This is a genomic window from Granulicatella sp. HMSC31F03 (assembly GCF_001807725.1).
GTDB classification, from domain to species: domain Bacteria; phylum Bacillota; class Bacilli; order Lactobacillales; family Aerococcaceae; genus Granulicatella; species Granulicatella adiacens.
Genome location: NZ_KV790853.1, coordinates 103,123 through 120,762, shown reverse-complemented (window position 1 = coordinate 120,762; position 17,640 = coordinate 103,123). Strand labels below are relative to the sequence as shown.

At 39.5% G+C, this 17,640-nt stretch carries 17 protein-coding genes and 1 riboswitch; of the genes, 1 reads left to right on the top strand and 16 read right to left on the bottom strand.

Annotated elements, in window-relative coordinates; genetic code table 11:
* Positions 1-64: 64 nt before the first annotated feature.
* From HMPREF3106_RS05385 to HMPREF3106_RS05345, 9 genes are all read right to left on the bottom strand, one after another.
* Positions 65-382 (bottom strand): MGMT family protein, encoded by a 318-nt coding sequence (locus HMPREF3106_RS05385; RefSeq protein ID WP_005606088.1) that lies wholly within the window; start codon positions 380-382, stop codon positions 65-67.
* Positions 363-1,601: a sensor histidine kinase gene (locus HMPREF3106_RS05380; RefSeq protein WP_049554827.1), complete on the bottom strand. Its 1,239-nt coding sequence runs from the start codon at positions 1,599-1,601 to the stop codon at positions 363-365. The genes HMPREF3106_RS05385 and HMPREF3106_RS05380 overlap by 20 nt, the downstream gene beginning before the upstream one ends.
* Positions 1,602-1,640: 39 nt before the next feature.
* Positions 1,641-2,324 carry a response regulator transcription factor gene (locus HMPREF3106_RS05375; RefSeq protein ID WP_049554828.1) on the bottom strand — a complete coding sequence of 228 codons (684 nt, stop codon included), beginning with the start codon at positions 2,322-2,324 and terminating at the stop codon, positions 1,641-1,643.
* 45 nt (positions 2,325-2,369) lie between these two features.
* Entirely contained in the window at positions 2,370-2,810 is a 441-nt protein-coding gene (locus HMPREF3106_RS05370; protein WP_049554829.1) for a MarR family winged helix-turn-helix transcriptional regulator, read from the bottom strand.
* A gap of 475 nt (positions 2,811-3,285) precedes the next feature.
* Positions 3,286-3,837, bottom strand: coding sequence for an energy-coupled thiamine transporter ThiT (thiT, locus tag HMPREF3106_RS05365; RefSeq protein WP_039848933.1), 552 nt, complete (start codon positions 3,835-3,837; stop codon positions 3,286-3,288).
* Between the two features lie 53 nt (positions 3,838-3,890).
* A riboswitch (TPP riboswitch) is annotated at positions 3,891-3,986 on the bottom strand.
* Positions 3,987-4,119: 133 nt separating this feature from the next.
* Positions 4,120-6,072: a PTS fructose transporter subunit IIABC gene (locus HMPREF3106_RS05360; protein ID WP_070444865.1), complete on the bottom strand. Its 1,953-nt coding sequence runs from the start codon at positions 6,070-6,072 to the stop codon at positions 4,120-4,122.
* Between the two features lie 17 nt (positions 6,073-6,089).
* Entirely contained in the window at positions 6,090-7,007 is a 918-nt protein-coding gene (gene pfkB / locus HMPREF3106_RS05355) for a 1-phosphofructokinase (protein WP_049554831.1), read from the bottom strand.
* Positions 7,008-7,022: 15 nt separating this feature from the next.
* On the bottom strand, positions 7,023-7,781 hold the full coding sequence (locus tag HMPREF3106_RS05350; protein WP_070437378.1) for a DeoR/GlpR family DNA-binding transcription regulator: 759 nt from the start codon (positions 7,779-7,781) through the stop codon (positions 7,023-7,025).
* 328 nt (positions 7,782-8,109) lie between these two features.
* On the bottom strand, positions 8,110-9,405 hold the full coding sequence (locus HMPREF3106_RS05345; protein WP_070444862.1) for a uracil-xanthine permease family protein: 1,296 nt from the start codon (positions 9,403-9,405) through the stop codon (positions 8,110-8,112).
* Positions 9,406-9,677: 272 nt separating this feature from the next.
* On the opposite strand from HMPREF3106_RS05345, the gene cysK reads away from it, so the two are divergent.
* The gene (cysK, locus tag HMPREF3106_RS05340) at positions 9,678-10,604 is read left to right on the top strand and encodes a cysteine synthase A (protein WP_049554832.1); all 927 of its coding nucleotides are present in this window, start codon (positions 9,678-9,680) and stop codon (positions 10,602-10,604) included.
* A gap of 410 nt (positions 10,605-11,014) precedes the next feature.
* On the opposite strand, the gene HMPREF3106_RS05335 is transcribed toward cysK, so the two are convergent.
* From HMPREF3106_RS05335 to hslO, 7 genes are all read right to left on the bottom strand, one after another.
* On the bottom strand, positions 11,015-11,953 hold the full coding sequence (locus HMPREF3106_RS05335; RefSeq protein WP_005606104.1) for a 2-keto-3-deoxygluconate permease: 939 nt from the start codon (positions 11,951-11,953) through the stop codon (positions 11,015-11,017).
* A gap of 46 nt (positions 11,954-11,999) precedes the next feature.
* Positions 12,000-12,749, bottom strand: a complete 750-nt coding sequence (locus tag HMPREF3106_RS05330; protein ID WP_005606105.1) for an SDR family NAD(P)-dependent oxidoreductase — start codon at positions 12,747-12,749, stop codon at positions 12,000-12,002.
* 221 nt (positions 12,750-12,970) lie between these two features.
* Complete coding sequence (locus HMPREF3106_RS05325; protein ID WP_070444859.1) at positions 12,971-13,936, bottom strand: hypothetical protein; 966 nt, start codon at positions 13,934-13,936, stop codon at positions 12,971-12,973.
* A 27-nt stretch (positions 13,937-13,963) separates the two neighbouring features.
* On the bottom strand, positions 13,964-14,761 hold the full coding sequence (locus HMPREF3106_RS05320; RefSeq protein WP_070444856.1) for a hypothetical protein: 798 nt from the start codon (positions 14,759-14,761) through the stop codon (positions 13,964-13,966).
* Positions 14,762-14,984: 223 nt separating this feature from the next.
* Positions 14,985-15,965, bottom strand: a complete 981-nt coding sequence (locus tag HMPREF3106_RS05315) for a hypothetical protein (RefSeq protein ID WP_070444853.1) — start codon at positions 15,963-15,965, stop codon at positions 14,985-14,987.
* Between the two features lie 7 nt (positions 15,966-15,972).
* Positions 15,973-16,566, bottom strand: coding sequence for a hypothetical protein (locus HMPREF3106_RS05310; protein ID WP_070444850.1), 594 nt, complete (start codon positions 16,564-16,566; stop codon positions 15,973-15,975).
* Between the two features lie 132 nt (positions 16,567-16,698).
* The gene (hslO, locus tag HMPREF3106_RS05305) at positions 16,699-17,601 is read right to left on the bottom strand and encodes an Hsp33 family molecular chaperone HslO (RefSeq protein ID WP_070444847.1); all 903 of its coding nucleotides are present in this window, start codon (positions 17,599-17,601) and stop codon (positions 16,699-16,701) included.
* Positions 17,602-17,640: the final 39 nt, after the last annotated feature.

Sequence of the window (17,640 nt, the reverse complement as noted above, 5' to 3'; positions counted from 1 at the left end):
TTCTTCATCAACACTATTTGACAAAGAGCCAAAAATAAAAGCCCAATCTTTTCTTCAGATTGAGCTAATCCACTTCAGGATTCCATTGATATTCTCTTAGCGATATATTTGTTGGGCTTTTAAAGAGGATTCCTTCTGTTTCTAATAACTCCTTTTGCTCCAGCCATCCAGGTACAAGTCTTCCACTCGCATTAACGACTCGGTGGCAAGGATAGTCCCCAAAGAGTTCCACCTGACTTAAAATTTTCCCAACGAGTCTTGCGTTTTTCGGTCGTCCTACAAGACTAGCAATTTGTCCATAGGTAGCCACTTTCCCTCTAGGAATTTCACCTACCACTTCTAAAACTTCGTAAACAAATCGGTTATCCATTTTCTTCACCATCAATGACAAAGCGAATCTGATGGTCGCTGATTAATTCGGCGCTCAAGCGGACTTGATTGGTTTCAGCAATCTTCTTTGCAATGGCAAGTCCAAGTCCACTTCCACCTGTGGCACGATTTCTTGAGCTGTCTACTCTGTAAAATCGATCAAATAATTGACTGACTTGTTCTTTTGTAATTGGCTCAGTATTGTTTTCAAACGAAATTTGATGTTCTTTTGCACCAACCGTAATCGTAGAACTTCCTACTGTATACTTGATGGCATTGTCTAATAAAATTCGAATTAATTCTGTGATGGCTTCTTTATTTGTTGTCATCACGCTGGAATCATTTCCGGTAAATGTAACTTGAAGTCCTTTTTCATCTAATACCGGTTGAATCTCTTCAACGATATTTTTTGTAACACCCACTAAATCAACTTTTTCTTTAGTTGTGCTTGCTTCCCCTTCGTCGTATCTAGAAAGAAGTAGCATTTGCTCCACTAGGGCATTCAATCGTTTAATTTGTCTTCTATTGCTATCGACAAATTTTTCCTGTGTTCCCATCATCGCTAAAACGTCTGTATTGGCTGACAAGACTGCCAGCGGTGTTTTAATCTCATGACTCGCATTAGCAATAAATTGTTGCTGGCGTTCAACATTCTCAACAAATGGTCGAATTGCTTTCTTAGAAACGACACGGACAAGAATATAAACAATTATCAAACAGGCGATAAAAACTCCCCCGGTTACCATTAATAGGCGCCATACTTGTTGGACTTCACGGTTCGCATCTACAAAAACGACCATAAAAGATGATTCTTCACCCGAAAGCTTGTAACGCAAACTTCCTTCCCATCCACTCAAGGATTTGGACTCTACCAATCGCAGAGCTGACTCTTTTAAACTTGATTCTTCTACAGAGATTAAATGCGATTGATCTACAGAAGTTACTTCATTATTTTCAACTTTAACAAACGCATAGCGCGTGGATAATTGGTCATCTTTTCTAAATTCATGACCAATTGGCTTTCCATGTGAAGGGTGTTCTTTTGGCCCCTCATTGGATGGAGCATCTGGGAACGTTCCATTATTTTCAACTAACATCGTTGCCACACGATCTACTTGTTCGATTGTTTGTCGGTAGTTTATCCCATTCACAATCACTAAGACTACAAAGAGTACGATTGTAAAAGATAACATGGCACTCTTCACAAAACTTTTTTGTAGTTGTCGAAACATATGCTCCTCCTTTTCTTTTTCTAAACATATACAGGATGCTTAGTTGGCTGCTGATTCAACCACTAATTGATAGCCCAGTCCGCGAGCAGATCTAATCGTTACATCGGCCTCAATCGTTGCTAATTTTTTTCGCAACGATGAGATATTCACCCAAACGACATTAATTTCGGCCTCTGAATCAAGTCCCCAAACTTTCTCCATAATTAAATCCGTAGAAAGCACTTGATTACTATTCATCATAAAATATTCCATCAATTGAAATTCTTTATTATTTAATAATACTTGCCCTTTAGAGGTCATCATCGTGAAGGTATCTCGGTTTAATTCAACATTCCCTAGTGTCATAACAGATGCCACAAATACATTCGGACGACGTAGTAAAGATTTCACGCGCGCTAACAACTCAGCACCTTCAAAAGGTTTCGTTAAATAATCATCCGCTCCTTCTTCAAGACCAGTCACTTTATCCTCTAATTGACTTTTTGCTGTCAACATCAGGACCGGTGTATGAATCCCGTTGGAACGTAATTCTCTGACCACTTCGATTCCATTCTTTTTAGGCATCATGACATCTAATAAAATTAAATCATATGGCGTAGACTCCGCATAAAAAAGCGCGTCTTCGCCATCATGGACCATTTCTACACTATATTTTTGCATTTCGAGCATCATCTTCAGAGCTTCCGCTAAATCAATTTCATCTTCAGCTACTAGAATTCTCATGGTTTCCCCTCCTATATAAGGATACGATTTCAATTTAAATTATACTTAAACTGAGGATTTACACGTATTTTCAAATGAAATTAGCAAATCACGCAATTGTTGTTTTTGCGTGCAATTCAATCCTCTTAATGTATATTCCATCATTTCATGCTGAGCAGGAATTAATTGATCAAGCTGCTGTTTTCCTTTTTCTGTCAGTGATATATGTTTTGTTTTCCAACTTTTCTCAATGGTAATTAATTCTAATTTTTGTAAATGGTGAATACAGTGGGTAATATTCCCCTGCGTTAAGTTCAAAGTGGAGGCAATTGTCTTTTGGTCCACTGTTCCTTGTCTAAAAATCACATGTAAAACTTCAAAATGTGTTGGATTCAATCCTAATTCTTTTAATGAAATCGAAAACGTCCGTAGATTCTCATTGTAAATTTTCATAATCATCATCCATATCTCATGAGAGACATTCATTTTTTCACATTCTGTTACCATACCAACACCTCTTTCTTCATTAACTTTACTATTGAAATGAGCTTCTGTCAAACACTCCCGCTCTTCAGCTACCCTATAAAATGATTAACCGAAACTAGGTTCTTTTACGGAAAAAGAGTAAGAATAACGAGTGCCTTCAATAAACGGCACACACTTCTTCTCCTTCTCCGCCCATCACCCTTTATAAGGTTTAACCAAAACCAGGTTCTTTTACTAAAAAAGAGTAAGAATAACGAGTGCCTTCAAATTCTATAGTAGTCATTGTAGCGTTTGTAATCGATGTGAATTACTGACACTTGGAATTCATTCCTAGTGTCAGTTTGAAGCTCGTTAGACCTGAGACCTAGGCTCAGGTCGGTACAGCACTAATGACTACTATAGAGTTATTTGAAGGTACGAAGTGTCTTACTCTTTCTTTTCCAACAAAAAGAGCCCTGGTTTCAGGTTAAACCAGGACTCGGAAAGCACAATTTCCCTATTTTGCTATCCATATTTTTTTTTGACGAATCAACAAGATGCATGCAACCATAACTACTAAAAATGTTCCAGCCCCTGCTGTCCCGTTAACAGATAATGAGTATACCCATGGACTTGTTCCTTCTGGAGCATATTGCCCCCAGAATAACACTCCAGCGATATAATGAACGAAGTAGCGCACACCTACTCCTAATAATGCTGCGATCCCTGACCATACAATTGCAGAAGAAAATTTATCATTTTTCAATGCTTTTTGGAAAGGTCCATATACTAAACCAGCAAGACCCATAACTGTAAATGCAATGATATATTCAATCAATACTTGTTCTACAGATAAGAATGATACTTTTCCTAGAGGGAAGTGAATCAATCCCCATAAAAGTCCAGCAGCCAAACCAGGTGTCAATCCTCTACGGAGTGAAAAAATAACAAGAATAATTGCTCCCCATGATGGTGAAAACCAACCTGCTAGTTTTGGTACAAATGATAGTACCATTGCGAGTGCAGCGATAATCGCAACCTCTACCCAAATTAAAACATTTCTCTTCATTAAAAAAAGAGCCTCCTTCGTTTTCTTGAAAACACAAAGAGACTCCAACTAACTTCGAAATCGAATACAATTCCTACGCACGTATTAACGTAACAGGTTCAAGGGTTTGTACATACATCTCAGCCATAGAGGCACCCCTTTGTATTTTCTATTTATTTAACTGTTTTAAATATACCCTCTACTTTCCTCTTTTGCAATCCTTAAGCTCAATTTTTGCAGATTTTTTCTGATGAACAAACAAAAAGCTCCTAATGAAAAACCTTAGAAGCCTTAATTCACTTTTTATTTTGCTTTTTTAGATAAGGTGATATTTAACAATAGTGCACCGATAATTCCACCAACAAGCCAAATTAAAACGAATGCTAATGGGTTTGAAACACCATTTACAAACGCAGCGAATAACCCACCATGAGGAACACGGCTAACAATACCAAACGCCATTGATAACGCACCAGATACACCTGAAGCAAATGCCAATGAAGGAATGACTTGTAAAGGATGTGCCGCTGCAAACGGAATTGCACCTTCTGTAATGAATGCAGCACCCATTACATAGTTTACATATGCACTGTTTCTTTCTGCTTCTGTAAATAAGTTTTTATTAAGTGTTGCAGCAATTGCAATCGCTAAAGGAGGAACCATTCCACCAACCATTACTGCAGCCATCACGTCTGACCCTGCTGCACCAGCGCTTGTCACTAAGGCAGTTCCTGTTACATAAGCTGCTTTATTGATTGGGCCACCCATATCAATAGCCATCATAGCTCCCACTAAAAATCCTAATACCATGCCAAATTCTCTCGGAACATTTGCTAAGAAGTTTGTTAAGCCATTCATCACTGCACCCATTGGTCCATTGATCACGAATAACATTAAAGCACCCATGATAAGAACCCCGAATACAGGGAATAAGAAAATTGGTTTTAATCCTTCTAATGATTTTGGTAACCATGAGAAAGCAAATTTTAGGAACGAAATAATTCCGCCGGCTAAGAACCCTGCAATGAGCGCTCCTAGGAATCCAGAAGAAACATATCCTTCAGCAAAAACTCCGCCAGTTGCAAAATCTGTGAATAAAGCAGGGTTCGCAAATACCCCACCCATGAAACCGACCACTAAACCGGGACGATCCGCAATCGATTGTCCGATAAAACCTGCTAACATTGGAAGCATCATCGCAAAGGCTAATTTACCCATACGGAAGATTGCTTCAGCAATAGGGTTATAATTTGCTGTATCCTTCACATCAAAGGAAGTAATTCCCCAGAAGAATGAAACAGCGATTAAAATCCCACCAGCAACAACGAATGGTAACATGTGTGACACACCATTCATTAAGTGTTTGTAGAATTGACGGCCAAGAGACTCGCCTTCTACGCTTTCTTCTGTGGCATTCGCATCTTCACTAGCGTGGTAAATTGGCGCATCCGCTTTAGCTGCACGAGCTACTAATTCGTCCGCTTTGTTGATTCCATCCGCTACTTTAGTGATGATGACGGGCTTGCCGTCGAAACGAGCCATTTCGACTTGTTTGTCCGCTGCAACAATGACTGCTGTTGCGCGCTCGATATCTTCTTTTGTTAAACGGTTGCCGATACCAGATTGTCCGTTTGTTTCTACTTTAATTTTGTACCCAGCCGTTTTTCCGGCTTGTTTTAATTTTTCTTCGGCCATAAAGGTATGTGCGATTCCTGTTGGGCAAGCTGTGACCGCTAAAATATACACATCGTCGTTTGATGGCGCTGCTTCTTCTGCTACTTCTTCAACGGCTTCTTCTTGTGGTTCTTCAAATTTTTTAAAGACTTCAACCACTTCATCAGAATCCCCTGCTTGAAGTAAGGCTGCTTTTGCTTCAGGATTCATTAATACTGATGATAGTTTTGCTAAGGCTTGCAGGTGCTCGCCTCCGCCCCCTGCTGGAGCCGCAATCATGAAGATTAATTTTGCAGGTTGGCCGTCAAACGATTCCCATTCAATTCCTTGTTCGCTACGTCCAAAAACAATCGCAGCTTGCGTAATGGATTCGTGTTGTGCGTGAGGAATGGCAATTTCGTCACCTACACCAGTGGTAGATTGCGCTTCACGAGCTTCTAGAGCTGCCACGTAAGCATCCACATCACTTACTTTACCAAGGCTTGCAAAATTCCCTGCTAAATGCTGTAACGTTTCTTTTTTAGTTGAAGTCGTTAGATGTAAATCCATGGCTTCTTTAATAAACAAATCTGATAATTTCATTTTCGTCACCTTCACTCTTACTGTTTCGTAACCACAACTTGTGGTAATAGCTCTTCAATAAATGCTTTTTCAGCAATTCCTACAGAAAAGGCTGTCGCACTTCCAGTCGCAGCTCCTTGCCTCAAGCTTGCTGCATAATCGCCTGTTTCGATAAATTTTGCCATGAAACCAGAAAGCATTGAGTCCCCTGCGCCTACAGAGTTCACAAGTGTCCCTTTCGGAACATTCGATGTGTACACTTCTCCAGTTTCTGTGATAAGCATTGCGCCATCACCACCGCGAGAAATCAGTACATTTCTAGCCCCCATTTGCTGTAATTGTTTTGCATAATCTACAATTTGTTCTTCTGTCTCAATCGTTACCCCGAAAATCTCACCTAATTCATGATGATTTGGTTTAATGATAAACGGATGGTATGGAAGACATTTGGTCAGTAAATCCTTTGTTGTATCGAGGACTAGTTTGACCCCTTTTTCGTCACATAATTTAGCAATGGTCGTATAAGCCGAATGGTCCATTCCATTTCCTGCATTCCCTGCTAAAAATACAACATCCCCTTCTTGAAGTCGGTCTTCAAAATAGGTCACTAGACGTCCAAAATCGTCCTTGGTTACAACCGGTCCATTTGCATTAATTTCCGTTTCTTCATTACTCTTCAACTTTAGATTAATTCGAGTGACTCCATCGATTTGAATAAAGTCTGTCCCGATACCTTCGGATTGGAGAGCTTCTTTGATGAAGTTTCCTGAAAAACCTGCTAAAAACCCAGTGGCTGTATTATCAAACCCTAATCGTTTTAGGATTACCGACATATTAATTCCTTTACCGCCTGCAACGTAATTTTCTTCCACAGAACGGTTTAATGTGCCTAGTTCACAATTAGGAACTTTTACAACAAGGTCAATTGCTGGATTAAACGTAATCGTGTAAATCATGCTATCTCTCCTCTTTTATGCGTCCATTTCAACAAGACGAATGCTACCAGCCATACGGTAACGTAAGTCCGCTTGCTCTTTCGTCGTGTTTGTTACCATGGTTACTTGATGAAAATCAGCAACCTTACATAAACTTACTTTAGCAAATTTACTAGAATCCGCCAAAACATAAGCATGATTACTCTTACTAATGGCAATTTTTTTAATTTGAGCTTCTTCCTCATCCGGCGTTGTATACCCATAACTGAGATCGACTCCATTCATCCCGAGAAACGCTTTTTTAAAGAAATATTCTCTGAGTTGGTTTTGAGCAAGAGTTCCAATAACTGCACTCGTTTCTACCTTTACTTGACCGCCTAATAACACCGTTTTGATTCCATAGTCTGCAAGAAGATGGGCCTGCTGTACCCCATTTGTAATCACCGTGACATCTTTTCCTTCTAAATGCGGAATCATTCTTAAAGTCGTTGTCCCTGCATCCATATAAATCGTTTCGCCGTTCGTTACTAAAGAGGCTGCATAGCGACCAATACACTCTTTTTCTCTTCGATTTGAACGTTCTTTTTCTTTGGTGGTCGGTTCAAATTCTTTTGAATACACTCTTTTAGCACCACCATGGATACGAATCAGGGTTCCTTCTTCTTCTAATAAAGAAAGATCGCGTCGAATAGTGGATTCAGAAGCCTGGAGAGCCTCCATTAAATCCTTTAGGTGAACTGTATCTTCCTTGTCTAATAAATCTAAAATAATTCTTCTTCTCTTTTCAGTAAGCATGCAGTTCCTCCTAAATGTATCAATCTGCTAATTTTCTTGACCGATTCGGTTTAAAACGGTCAAAAACAGTCATTTTTATATATTTTTGTAAATAATTTTAACTACATTACTTATATAATATAAGAGTATATATCCATTGGCGCAAGTAATTTAAGCTTCTTTTATTAATAAAATCACTCTAAAAAATTTACTTCCATTGTAATTAATCAGATTTATTATTAATTTTTTTATATAAATGCTGTATTTTTGAACTAAACCGTCAAAAAAGCACTGAAGACATCACGTATTCATGTCTTCAGTGCTTTTCTTGATATATTTTTTATGATAATTATTCGTTATCTTCTACTTTTTCGTGAGGTAAAATGAGATTGAGCAGAATTCCTGCAATGGCACAAAGAGCTGTACCTGATAACGTTACTGGTCCTAATTGTAATACCGCAGAACCCAATCCTAGTACTAACATGGAACTTGCAATAATTAAGTTACGTACTTGACGGAAGTCTACTTGTTTTTCAATTAACACTTTCAACCCATTGGAAGCAATAACCCCGTATAAGAGAATCGCCATTCCTCCAAGTACCGCATTTGGAATCGTACGAACTAAGGCCGTGAATTTACCAAAGAAACTGAGGAGAATTGCGATAATCGCTGCATTACGAATGACGGATACGGATGCAATACGTGTTAACCCCACAACCCCAGTATTTTCACCATAAGTCGTATTCGCTGGACCTCCTAGAAAGGCAGACACAGCAGTTGCTACGCCATCTCCGATTAAGGTACGGTGTAAACCTGGATCACTCAAGAATTGCTTCCCGCAAATTTGACTGAGTACGGTATGGTCTCCAATGTGTTCTGCAATCGTCACAACAGCTACTGGTAGAAGCGCCCATGTTTCCGGACCGAAATATAAATGATACTGATTGAAAAGCCCATTTGTATCGAACGGCAAGTATAACTCTGGCAAAGCAATCCATTGAGCTTCTATTACTTTTGTGAAATCTACTAGACCAAAGCAGATGGCTACGATATATCCACCGATAATCCCAAATAAGAATGGGATAATTTTCAAGAAACCTTTTGCTTTTGTATTAATAAATGCTGTAATAAGGAAGGTCACTACCGCCACGAACATTGGTTTCCAGTCTCCATCCACAACAAAGCCTGCATTTTTAACAGCACTGTTTGCCAGGCCTAGACCAATCACAATAATCATCGGTCCAATGACAATCGGTGGTAAAATACGGTTAATCCATCCCGTTCCTAGTAACTTCACTAAAATTGCCACTACCACATAAAGTAATCCGACTAACACTACCCCTGTCTGAGCTGCATCTGGACTTCCGCCCATTTGCGCCATTGCAAACTGCATGGCCGTAATAAAAGCAAAAGAGGATCCCAAGTAAACAGGTACTTTAAATTGCGTCGCTACCATATAGATTAGTGTTCCTAATCCCGACGCAAATAAAGCAACCGATACTGGCATCCCCAATATTAACGGCACTAAAACCGTGGCACCAAACATCGCAAACACGTGCTGAAGACTTAAAAACAAGCCAGGCACGAGATCCGGTTTTTGATCCACATCCAACAACAGATCGACTTTTGAAGTTTGTAACTCCATTTTCCCCTCTTTTCCGGGCGTTTTTGTGCACACAAAAAGCCCTATGTTATTAAGCGTAGGGCTAGTCTAATAAACTTGTTCTTAGCCTTTCTCACCTCTCTGGATGAGTTTAAAAGCCCTTGCTAGAGGGTAGTGTATCATAACTAAAGTGAATTTTCTATACTTTTTTTGTTTTTTTATAAAAAACTATTGTGCACCTACTCATTCCCAGTTACAATTAGAACCAAGCAACCCTTAAAGTTGCCCAGTCTAACTTTATGGAGGGATCATTTATGGTCAAATCAGTAGAAACTATCACAGAATTAATCGGGAACACTCCCCTTGTGAAACTAAACCGTTTAGTTTCAGACGATTCTGCAGATGTATATGTAAAAGTCGAGTCGTTTAACGCCGGTGGATCTGTCAAAGATCGTATCGCTTTAAACATCATCGAAACAGCTGAGAAAGATGGCTCGCTAAAACCTGGCGACACAATCATCGAAGCAACAAGTGGAAATACAGGTGTAGGACTTTCACTAGTCGGCGCTGCAAAAGGATACAAGGTCATTACAATTATGCCTGAATCCATGTCTATCGAACGCCGTCAATTAATGAAAGCATACGGTACAGAAGTCTTATTAACGCCTGCTGCGGATGGATTCGGCGCTGCCGTTGCGAAAGCTGAAGAACTCGCTGCACAACCTGGCTACTTCTGGGCACGTCAATTCGACAACGAAGCAAACCCAGCTATCCACTATCAAACAACTGGGCAAGAAATTATTAAAGCCTTCGACGGCAAAACACCAGATGCTTATATCAGTGGTATCGGTACTGGTGGTACAATCACAGGTGTTGGCCGTGCCTTAAAAGAAGTCAATAAAGACGTTGAAATTATCGGGGTTGAACCTGAAGAAGCGCCATTTATTTCTAAAGGCCAAAAAGGAAAACACCGCATCCAAGGAATTTCTGCTGGTTTTGAACCAAGCATTATCGACCGTGATGTGATCGACGGTTTTGAACTTGTAACAAGTGACGATGCGATTGAAACAGCGAAAAACTTAGCTGCTAAAGAAGGTATCCTTGCTGGTATTTCTTCTGGAGCTGCTGTAACTGCCGCTTTACGCGTGGCAAAACGCTTAGGAAAAGGCAAATCTGTTGTCGTTCTATTACCAGATACAGGCGAACGTTACCTTTCAACAGGCATTTTCGGTGAAGCGTAATTCATTTTAAAAACACGAACCTCAAAACTTCATTGCAATCTTTTAAATATCCTCATAGTGATGGCAGTAGTTGTATCGGGTTGAGCCAAGGTCTCAACCCTACCAAGCTTCAAACAGGCCGTAAAACGGTCTGTAATTCACATTGGTTACACTCACTACTGCTCTCACTATAGAATTCAAAAGATTTCCATTCAGTTTTTGAGGTTCTTTTTTGTGCAAAAATTCAGGTGAAAGGCTCACAGAATTCAGAGTGTATCATGCATGATACACTCTACTCTTTTTGTATCAATTTTGATACAACCCAACTTATTGAGTTGTAAAATTTTTGTTACGTAACATTATTGTTACACTCAAGGGAAAACAAAAACCACCTCGGAAAAATCCGAGGTGGTTTCACTTTTTAAATACGATTAAGCTTCTTGTACTTCAGCTTCTTTTTTGTTTCCGAATTTTTTAGCGATATACGCTGTTAAGATTGGAGTTAAAATCGCTGTTACGATTACTGAAGCGGTAATTTGAGTCGTTGCGGTTGCTTCAATTCCTTTGAACGTTGCATCCACTGCTGAAAGTGCAGCTGGTGTAGCAATAGCGCTGGCTGCTGTACTTGAGATGGCAGCACCGGCAACCCCGTTCCCACCTGTTAAGCGGTCTGCGGCGATGGAGGCAATACCCCCAACGAGTGTAGTAATCACCCCTAGTAAAATACCAGGTAGACCTCCTTCAAGGATTTGACCAAAGCTCATATTTGCCCCTAAACAGAAACCAACGACGATAATGATAGCCGTAATCCCATTTGAGAGTACTTTTTTCATGTAAGGGAAGGCATTTCCTAACGCAATCCCTAACACAAGTGGTAATACCGTTCCGACTAAGTTCCAAATCGAGATGTTTGCAAGGCCGGCACTACTTAATACGGCCATTGTTACCATTGGGCCAACACTCAAGGTTGTAATCCCAACGGCTCCAGCATCGATTTCGTCCCCGTATACATCTACAATCCCCGCATACATGGCATTATTAGCTACAGAAATGGCACCAATAACGGCAACAGCGCTAAGTCCGAGGAAGTTGTCATTGAATACTTTCGCGACCAACAACCCTAAGACTACAGATACCGCAATTTTCGCTAAAATAATCGCTGCCCCACGTCCAACGGCTTTTGGTGTGTTTTTAAGAGAAATGGTCCCCCCGATAATGAAGAGGAATGCCCCAACAAGTGGTCCAGCACCTTTCACGATTGGAGTGGTAAATCCACCAATTTGTAATACTTGAGGGAAAAACGTATTTATCACACATCCAATAAACATTGGAATAATGATTGTATCCCCAGGAATTTTAATCTTTTTCATACTGTTCACAGTCCTTCTCTGATTTGGAATAAGAAACTAGCTAAAATCAGCCATCTAATGTGATACCGCCATCGCAGTCACCGATTTCCCCTGTTACAAAGCTTGCAAGGTCGCTTGCGAAGAAGAGAATCATTTGAGCGATTTCAACTGGTTCTGCACGACGTCCAAGAGGGATCATGCTAATTACTTTTTGGCTCTTTTCTTTATCTTCTGATAATACTGTCGTCATATCTGTACGAGTGAATGAAGGGCATACAGCGTTACATGCGATATTGTATTTACCGCCTTCTTTAGCAACGGCTTTAGTTAAACCATTTAAACCAGCTTTAGAAGAAGCATAAGCAGCAGTCCCTAAAAGTCCACCACCCAATTTAGCGGCAACGGAAGAAACGTTTACGATACGTCCACCCTTGTTTTCGATAAAGTGTGGGAAAATGGTGCTAATCGTTGAGAAGCATCCTGAAAGATTGATACGGATTGTTCTTTCCCATTCTTCGTATGTTAATTGATCGAATGGTTTTGCACTAATCACCCCAGCGCAGTTCACTAAAATATCGACTTTGTGTTCTGCTAAAATTTCATTCATGCTTTTTACGATAGATTCATGATTTCCTAAATCCATGTATTTGAAGCTTGTGTGTTCTGGCCCGAATTCTTCAACAGTTTTGTTTGCTGCAGCTTCATTAATATCTGCAATGACTACAAAACCGCCACCTTCTACGATACCGCGAACGATTTCTTTACCAATACCATTTGCCCCACCAGTGACAATGGCAACTTTACCTGTGAAATCCATAAGATCACGTCCTTTGATTTGATATGTTCATCATATCACTAAATAATGAACATTCGACTCTTTTTATGGTTATCATTTGTTAACTTTTTAACTTGTTTGTGACCGAATTAATGTTCCTATTGCAGATCTAAACCCGCAGTATCAAAAGGTTTCTACACAACAAAACAGCCCACGAACAAATCGTAGACTGTTTTGCGTACCATAAAAAATATTTTATTTTTTTAAAATTGAATATAAACATTATATGAGCAAATTTCTCTTAAATAATGGACTAAATCAATGATATTGTCCTGTAAATTACCAAGTGGAACTTTTTCTACTGGCTTACGGCCTTCATTGAAGAACGAAAATTGATATTTCGCGCCCCATTTTGATTTTTGACGAATAACGGATGCACTGACTGCTTTTTCTAAGTCTACTACTCTGAACTCCGTCCCAAAAGAAACCAAAATTCCATCTTTGACAAGTACCCCAAGTTGATCATCAAGATACTCCGCATCATCCAATAAACGTTTCATATCGTCTTGATAGTCAGGGAACAGCTCATCAAAACGAGCATAGTGTTTTTTTATTTGACGAACGCGAACGATTTGCCACACCAATACAATAACAAAAAACACGATGACCACCATTAACATCACGATGTCGAAAAATCTATCTGCATTATTCGTAATGGTTAAATAATGAGTTTTATCCAATTTATCGAGAGTCACCTGCACCGAAAGTGGGCTCAGTTTTAATTTTTCTTCAAATCTTTCCTTCATTTCTTGCGTAATATTTGTTTTGACGCTAGATTTCCCTTTTTTCTCTTTCTCATTAACTACACGTATATTCAAGTAGAAGTCTGATGTGGCGAGCGCGTTCGTTTTATCCGGAAGCGCCTGTTTAAACTCTAGAATTTGTTTGATTTCGGAAGTATCTGTTTTTAAGAACGATACTCCATAATTATGTTTCACTAAATAATATGTTTCATCGTCTATCTCTAGCGGACTTGGGTCAATATCTAACACTTTAATCGAACTAGACGATGAATCTTTTTCCATTTCATAAATGATTCCATGTTCGTATAATTCACGTCCACTCATAAAGCCAAACGAAACTACAATCCCCACCATTGCCACTACTAATCCTAACAGGACCGTGAGTATCCACATTCCCCATGTTCGTCTTAAAATTCCTTTATGCAAAAATATTCCACCTTCAATTTCTATTTCTTATCCTAGGAGTCTAAAATCCAATTTCAATCCTAAGTTGTATTCTTCGTTTAAATATTCCACAAGCTCTTTGAGACGTAATAATTGTCTTCTAAAGAGAATCGAGTCCTGTTTCTTGTCTGGATATTCAAAGCGTAGATGAACCTTCTTGCCGCCTTTTCGTCTGTTTTCAAAAACTAAGAAAGCCTTGCTGACTTCTGATAAGTCGATGACCGTAAAGTTAATGTCGTAGCTTACAAGAATGCCTTCCATCACAAGAATCTTGAGTTTTGGATCAACGTATTCCGCATCATCTAATAACTGCTTCATATTGTTCGCATAATCAGGGAAGTACGCATCAAAACGTACATATTGCGCCTTCAAGCGACGTGTTTGATAAATTTGGAACCCGATAAGACCAAGCACAATGGCAAGCATGATAAACGTCAGTGCTGAGTCTCCCCATTGATCTTTAGAAGTGGTCAACGTCAAGATTCTGGATTCATCGATTTTCGTCTTAGTATTTTCCGAATACAGCGGGCTCTCTTTATATTTCTTGTAAAAGGTATCTTTCATCTCAGGCGTCACATTCACTATTGTTGTGCGCCCTCTACGTTTACTCGTTTCAGGAGTGACACGAACGCTCAAATAAAGATTAGATGCTTCGAGTGCATTCTCTGCGTTTCCGGCAGCTTTCTTTGCTTCTAAAACATTGCTCAATTCATCTGATTTTGCCTCAAAAACCGCAACGCCTCGTTCATGTTTCACCAAATAATAGTTGTGTCCATTTAACACCAGCGGTTCTGGATCAATATCCATTACTTTAATCGCTACTGACGAACCTTTATCGTTGACATAGTAAACCTCATTGGCTTTGTATAAGTCTTCCGCACTCTGAAACGATTTGAATCCTGCACGTGCAATAATCAGCCATTATCGCTACTACAACCCATATAGGTCCTGTTCTTCTTCCAAATCCTTTATGCATTTTAAACCCTGCTTTCTATTAAAATCATTGATTCATCTTCTATGAACCATATACCTAATACCATTGATACCATTGATACGGTAGCGATATTTTGGTTCTTTCTTTTTTATTTAGATACTCCACTAATTGGCGAATGTTCACTGGACGTTCCTTCAATTGAATGGTTACTTTTTTATTCCCACCAAATCCAAAATCGATGGCATAACTGATACTGTTTTTTACCTGTTGGCGACGAACTTCAATATTTCGTACTTCCCGCAGCTTAATCACTCTAAAATCGTTATTATAGCAGACTAATTTATGATCCTTCACTAGTATTTTTAGCTTAGGATCATGATAATCTGCATCCAGCGCTAAAGCCTTCATCTGCCCTGCATATCGCGGAAACTCTTTATCAAACACCTCGTATTGTTCCTTCAATGAAAGTACTCGTTTATAGCTAGCGTAAAAGAATACTAACGCTATTAGAAACACAAAAAGAGTCACTACCGTCTCCAATAAACGATTTGTAGTGGATGTAAGAGTTAAATAATGAAGGAAGTCCAGCGGTATAGCGTCTTCTGTCGGTAAGAGAGGCCCCTTCCGATATTGTCTTGTAAAGGCTTCTATCAATACTGCCGGTATATGGACAGTCTTACTCCCTCTACGCCCCTTTGTTACTGCTGGCGTTACTCGAACATTTAAATAAATATTCTCTTGCTTTAAAGGCTCCCAGTCATTTGGATTCGCTTTTTTCAAATCCAACAACTGTTGAATGTCTTTGGCTTGCGCTTGAAGTGGCGTAACCCCTTTTTCATGCTTTACTAAGTAATATTCTTTTCCATCGTAAGTGAGGGCCTCTGAGTCTATATCCAACACACGAATCGAAACGGAAGTCCCAGCATCATTCAAATGATAAATATCCCCCATCTTATAGAGCGCCTCTCCCCCCATGTATCCTTTCACGGTTCCAAAGAGAAAGAAAAGCCCCAACATTGTTAAGAAAAGAGCAGCCCCCGCTAGAGAGAACGTTCTTCTCACATACCCTTTATGCACTTTTTTCCTACTTTCTATTGATATTTTTCCAATCGTCCCTAATCTTAACTGGGACGAAGTAATTCACTTTTCGAACGAGACGATACTTGTCTTCTAGTGTCTTTCCATACGTATTTGGAATAAAGGAAGGTCTTTTTTTCTTAAACATGAACTTGATTCCATAATACACACGGCGTCCTGTACGCGTACGATACAGATGAATTTCTTTTAATTCTTTTAGCGGAATCACTGTAAAATGTCTTCCGTAAAAGATCAGCACTCCATCTACAATCATCGCTTCAAATTTTTCATCGACATAGTCTGCTTTTTCTTTAAAGTCTTTTCGTTCCGATTCGTTATTCGGGAAGAGCACATCTAATTTCTTAAATGCGAAATAATATTTCACCGATAATCCGATGACTTGCCCTAACAGAAGGAGCACGATAACTACCATTGCTAGCTGCACTAAGAGAATTGGATGACTCCAAACGTCGACATCATGGTAAAAATTAAATTGTTCAAATGTTTTAAAATCAAGCATTAGAGTAATTGGTAAGAGAGCGATACTCCCTGCAAATAACATTAAAATGCCTTTCATTCGAGCAAAAATCCGTTTAAACATCTATATACCTCATTTGTATTATGTATGTATTATACTAAGTTTTTCTTTATTTGTATATCTTTAACGGCTGAAAATAGAAAAAGAGTGAGAAGAAATGGAAGCACCTCTTCTCACTCTCTTAAACCTTAATGATTAAGCGTCTGCCTCTTCGCGTTTCGCTTTAATTTCATCGATTAAACCTTGTAATTCTGCTTCTTCGAAATGATATTTTTCTCCACAGAAATGACACACCACTTCTGCACCGTGATCTTCGTCAATGAGATGTTGTAAGTCATCTACTCCAATCGACATCAATCCTGCACTGAAACGTTCACGCGTACAGCCGCAATGGAACTTCACCGGCATCTCTTCTAACACACGAATATTCTCTTCTCCGAGTAGTCGATTTAAAATATCGCGCGGTTGTTCTTGTTGGTCAATCAATTTTGAAACCATTGGAATCTCGTTAATACGACGTTCGATTTCTGAAATTGTCGCTTCGCTAGCCCCTGGTAATAATTGAATCATAAAGCCACCTGCTGCACGAACCGTTTCATCTGGATTGACAAGAACCGATACTCCAACAGCTCCGTTAATTTGTTCTGAAACTGCTAAGTAATACGTAAAGTCCATTCCGAGTTCCCCGTCCACGATGGGCACTTGACCAGAGAACGGTTCTCTCATATTTAAGTCTTTGAGGACGGTAATCGTTCCATTTGTTCCAACAACCCCACGGACATCTAATTTTCCTTTGTCGTTTAACTCGAGGCTGACATGAGGATTCGTGATATAACCACGCATTTCCCCGCGGCCATTCGCATCGGCCATGATTTTTCCGCCAGGGCCATCACCATTCACTTGAACCGTGATGCGTTCGTCCCCTTTTAAACTGCTTGCTAATAATTGTGTTCCGATGATGGTACGTCCAAGCGCTGCTGTTGCAGAACTCCAAGTATCGTGTCTGCGTTGGGCTTGGGCGATAGCATCTGTTGCCACCATAGCAACGGCTTTAACCTCATCATTGAATGCTAATACTTTTAATAATGAATCTGCCATTTGTTTCTCCTTTTTTAAAAGAAAAGAGCTGTGACAACA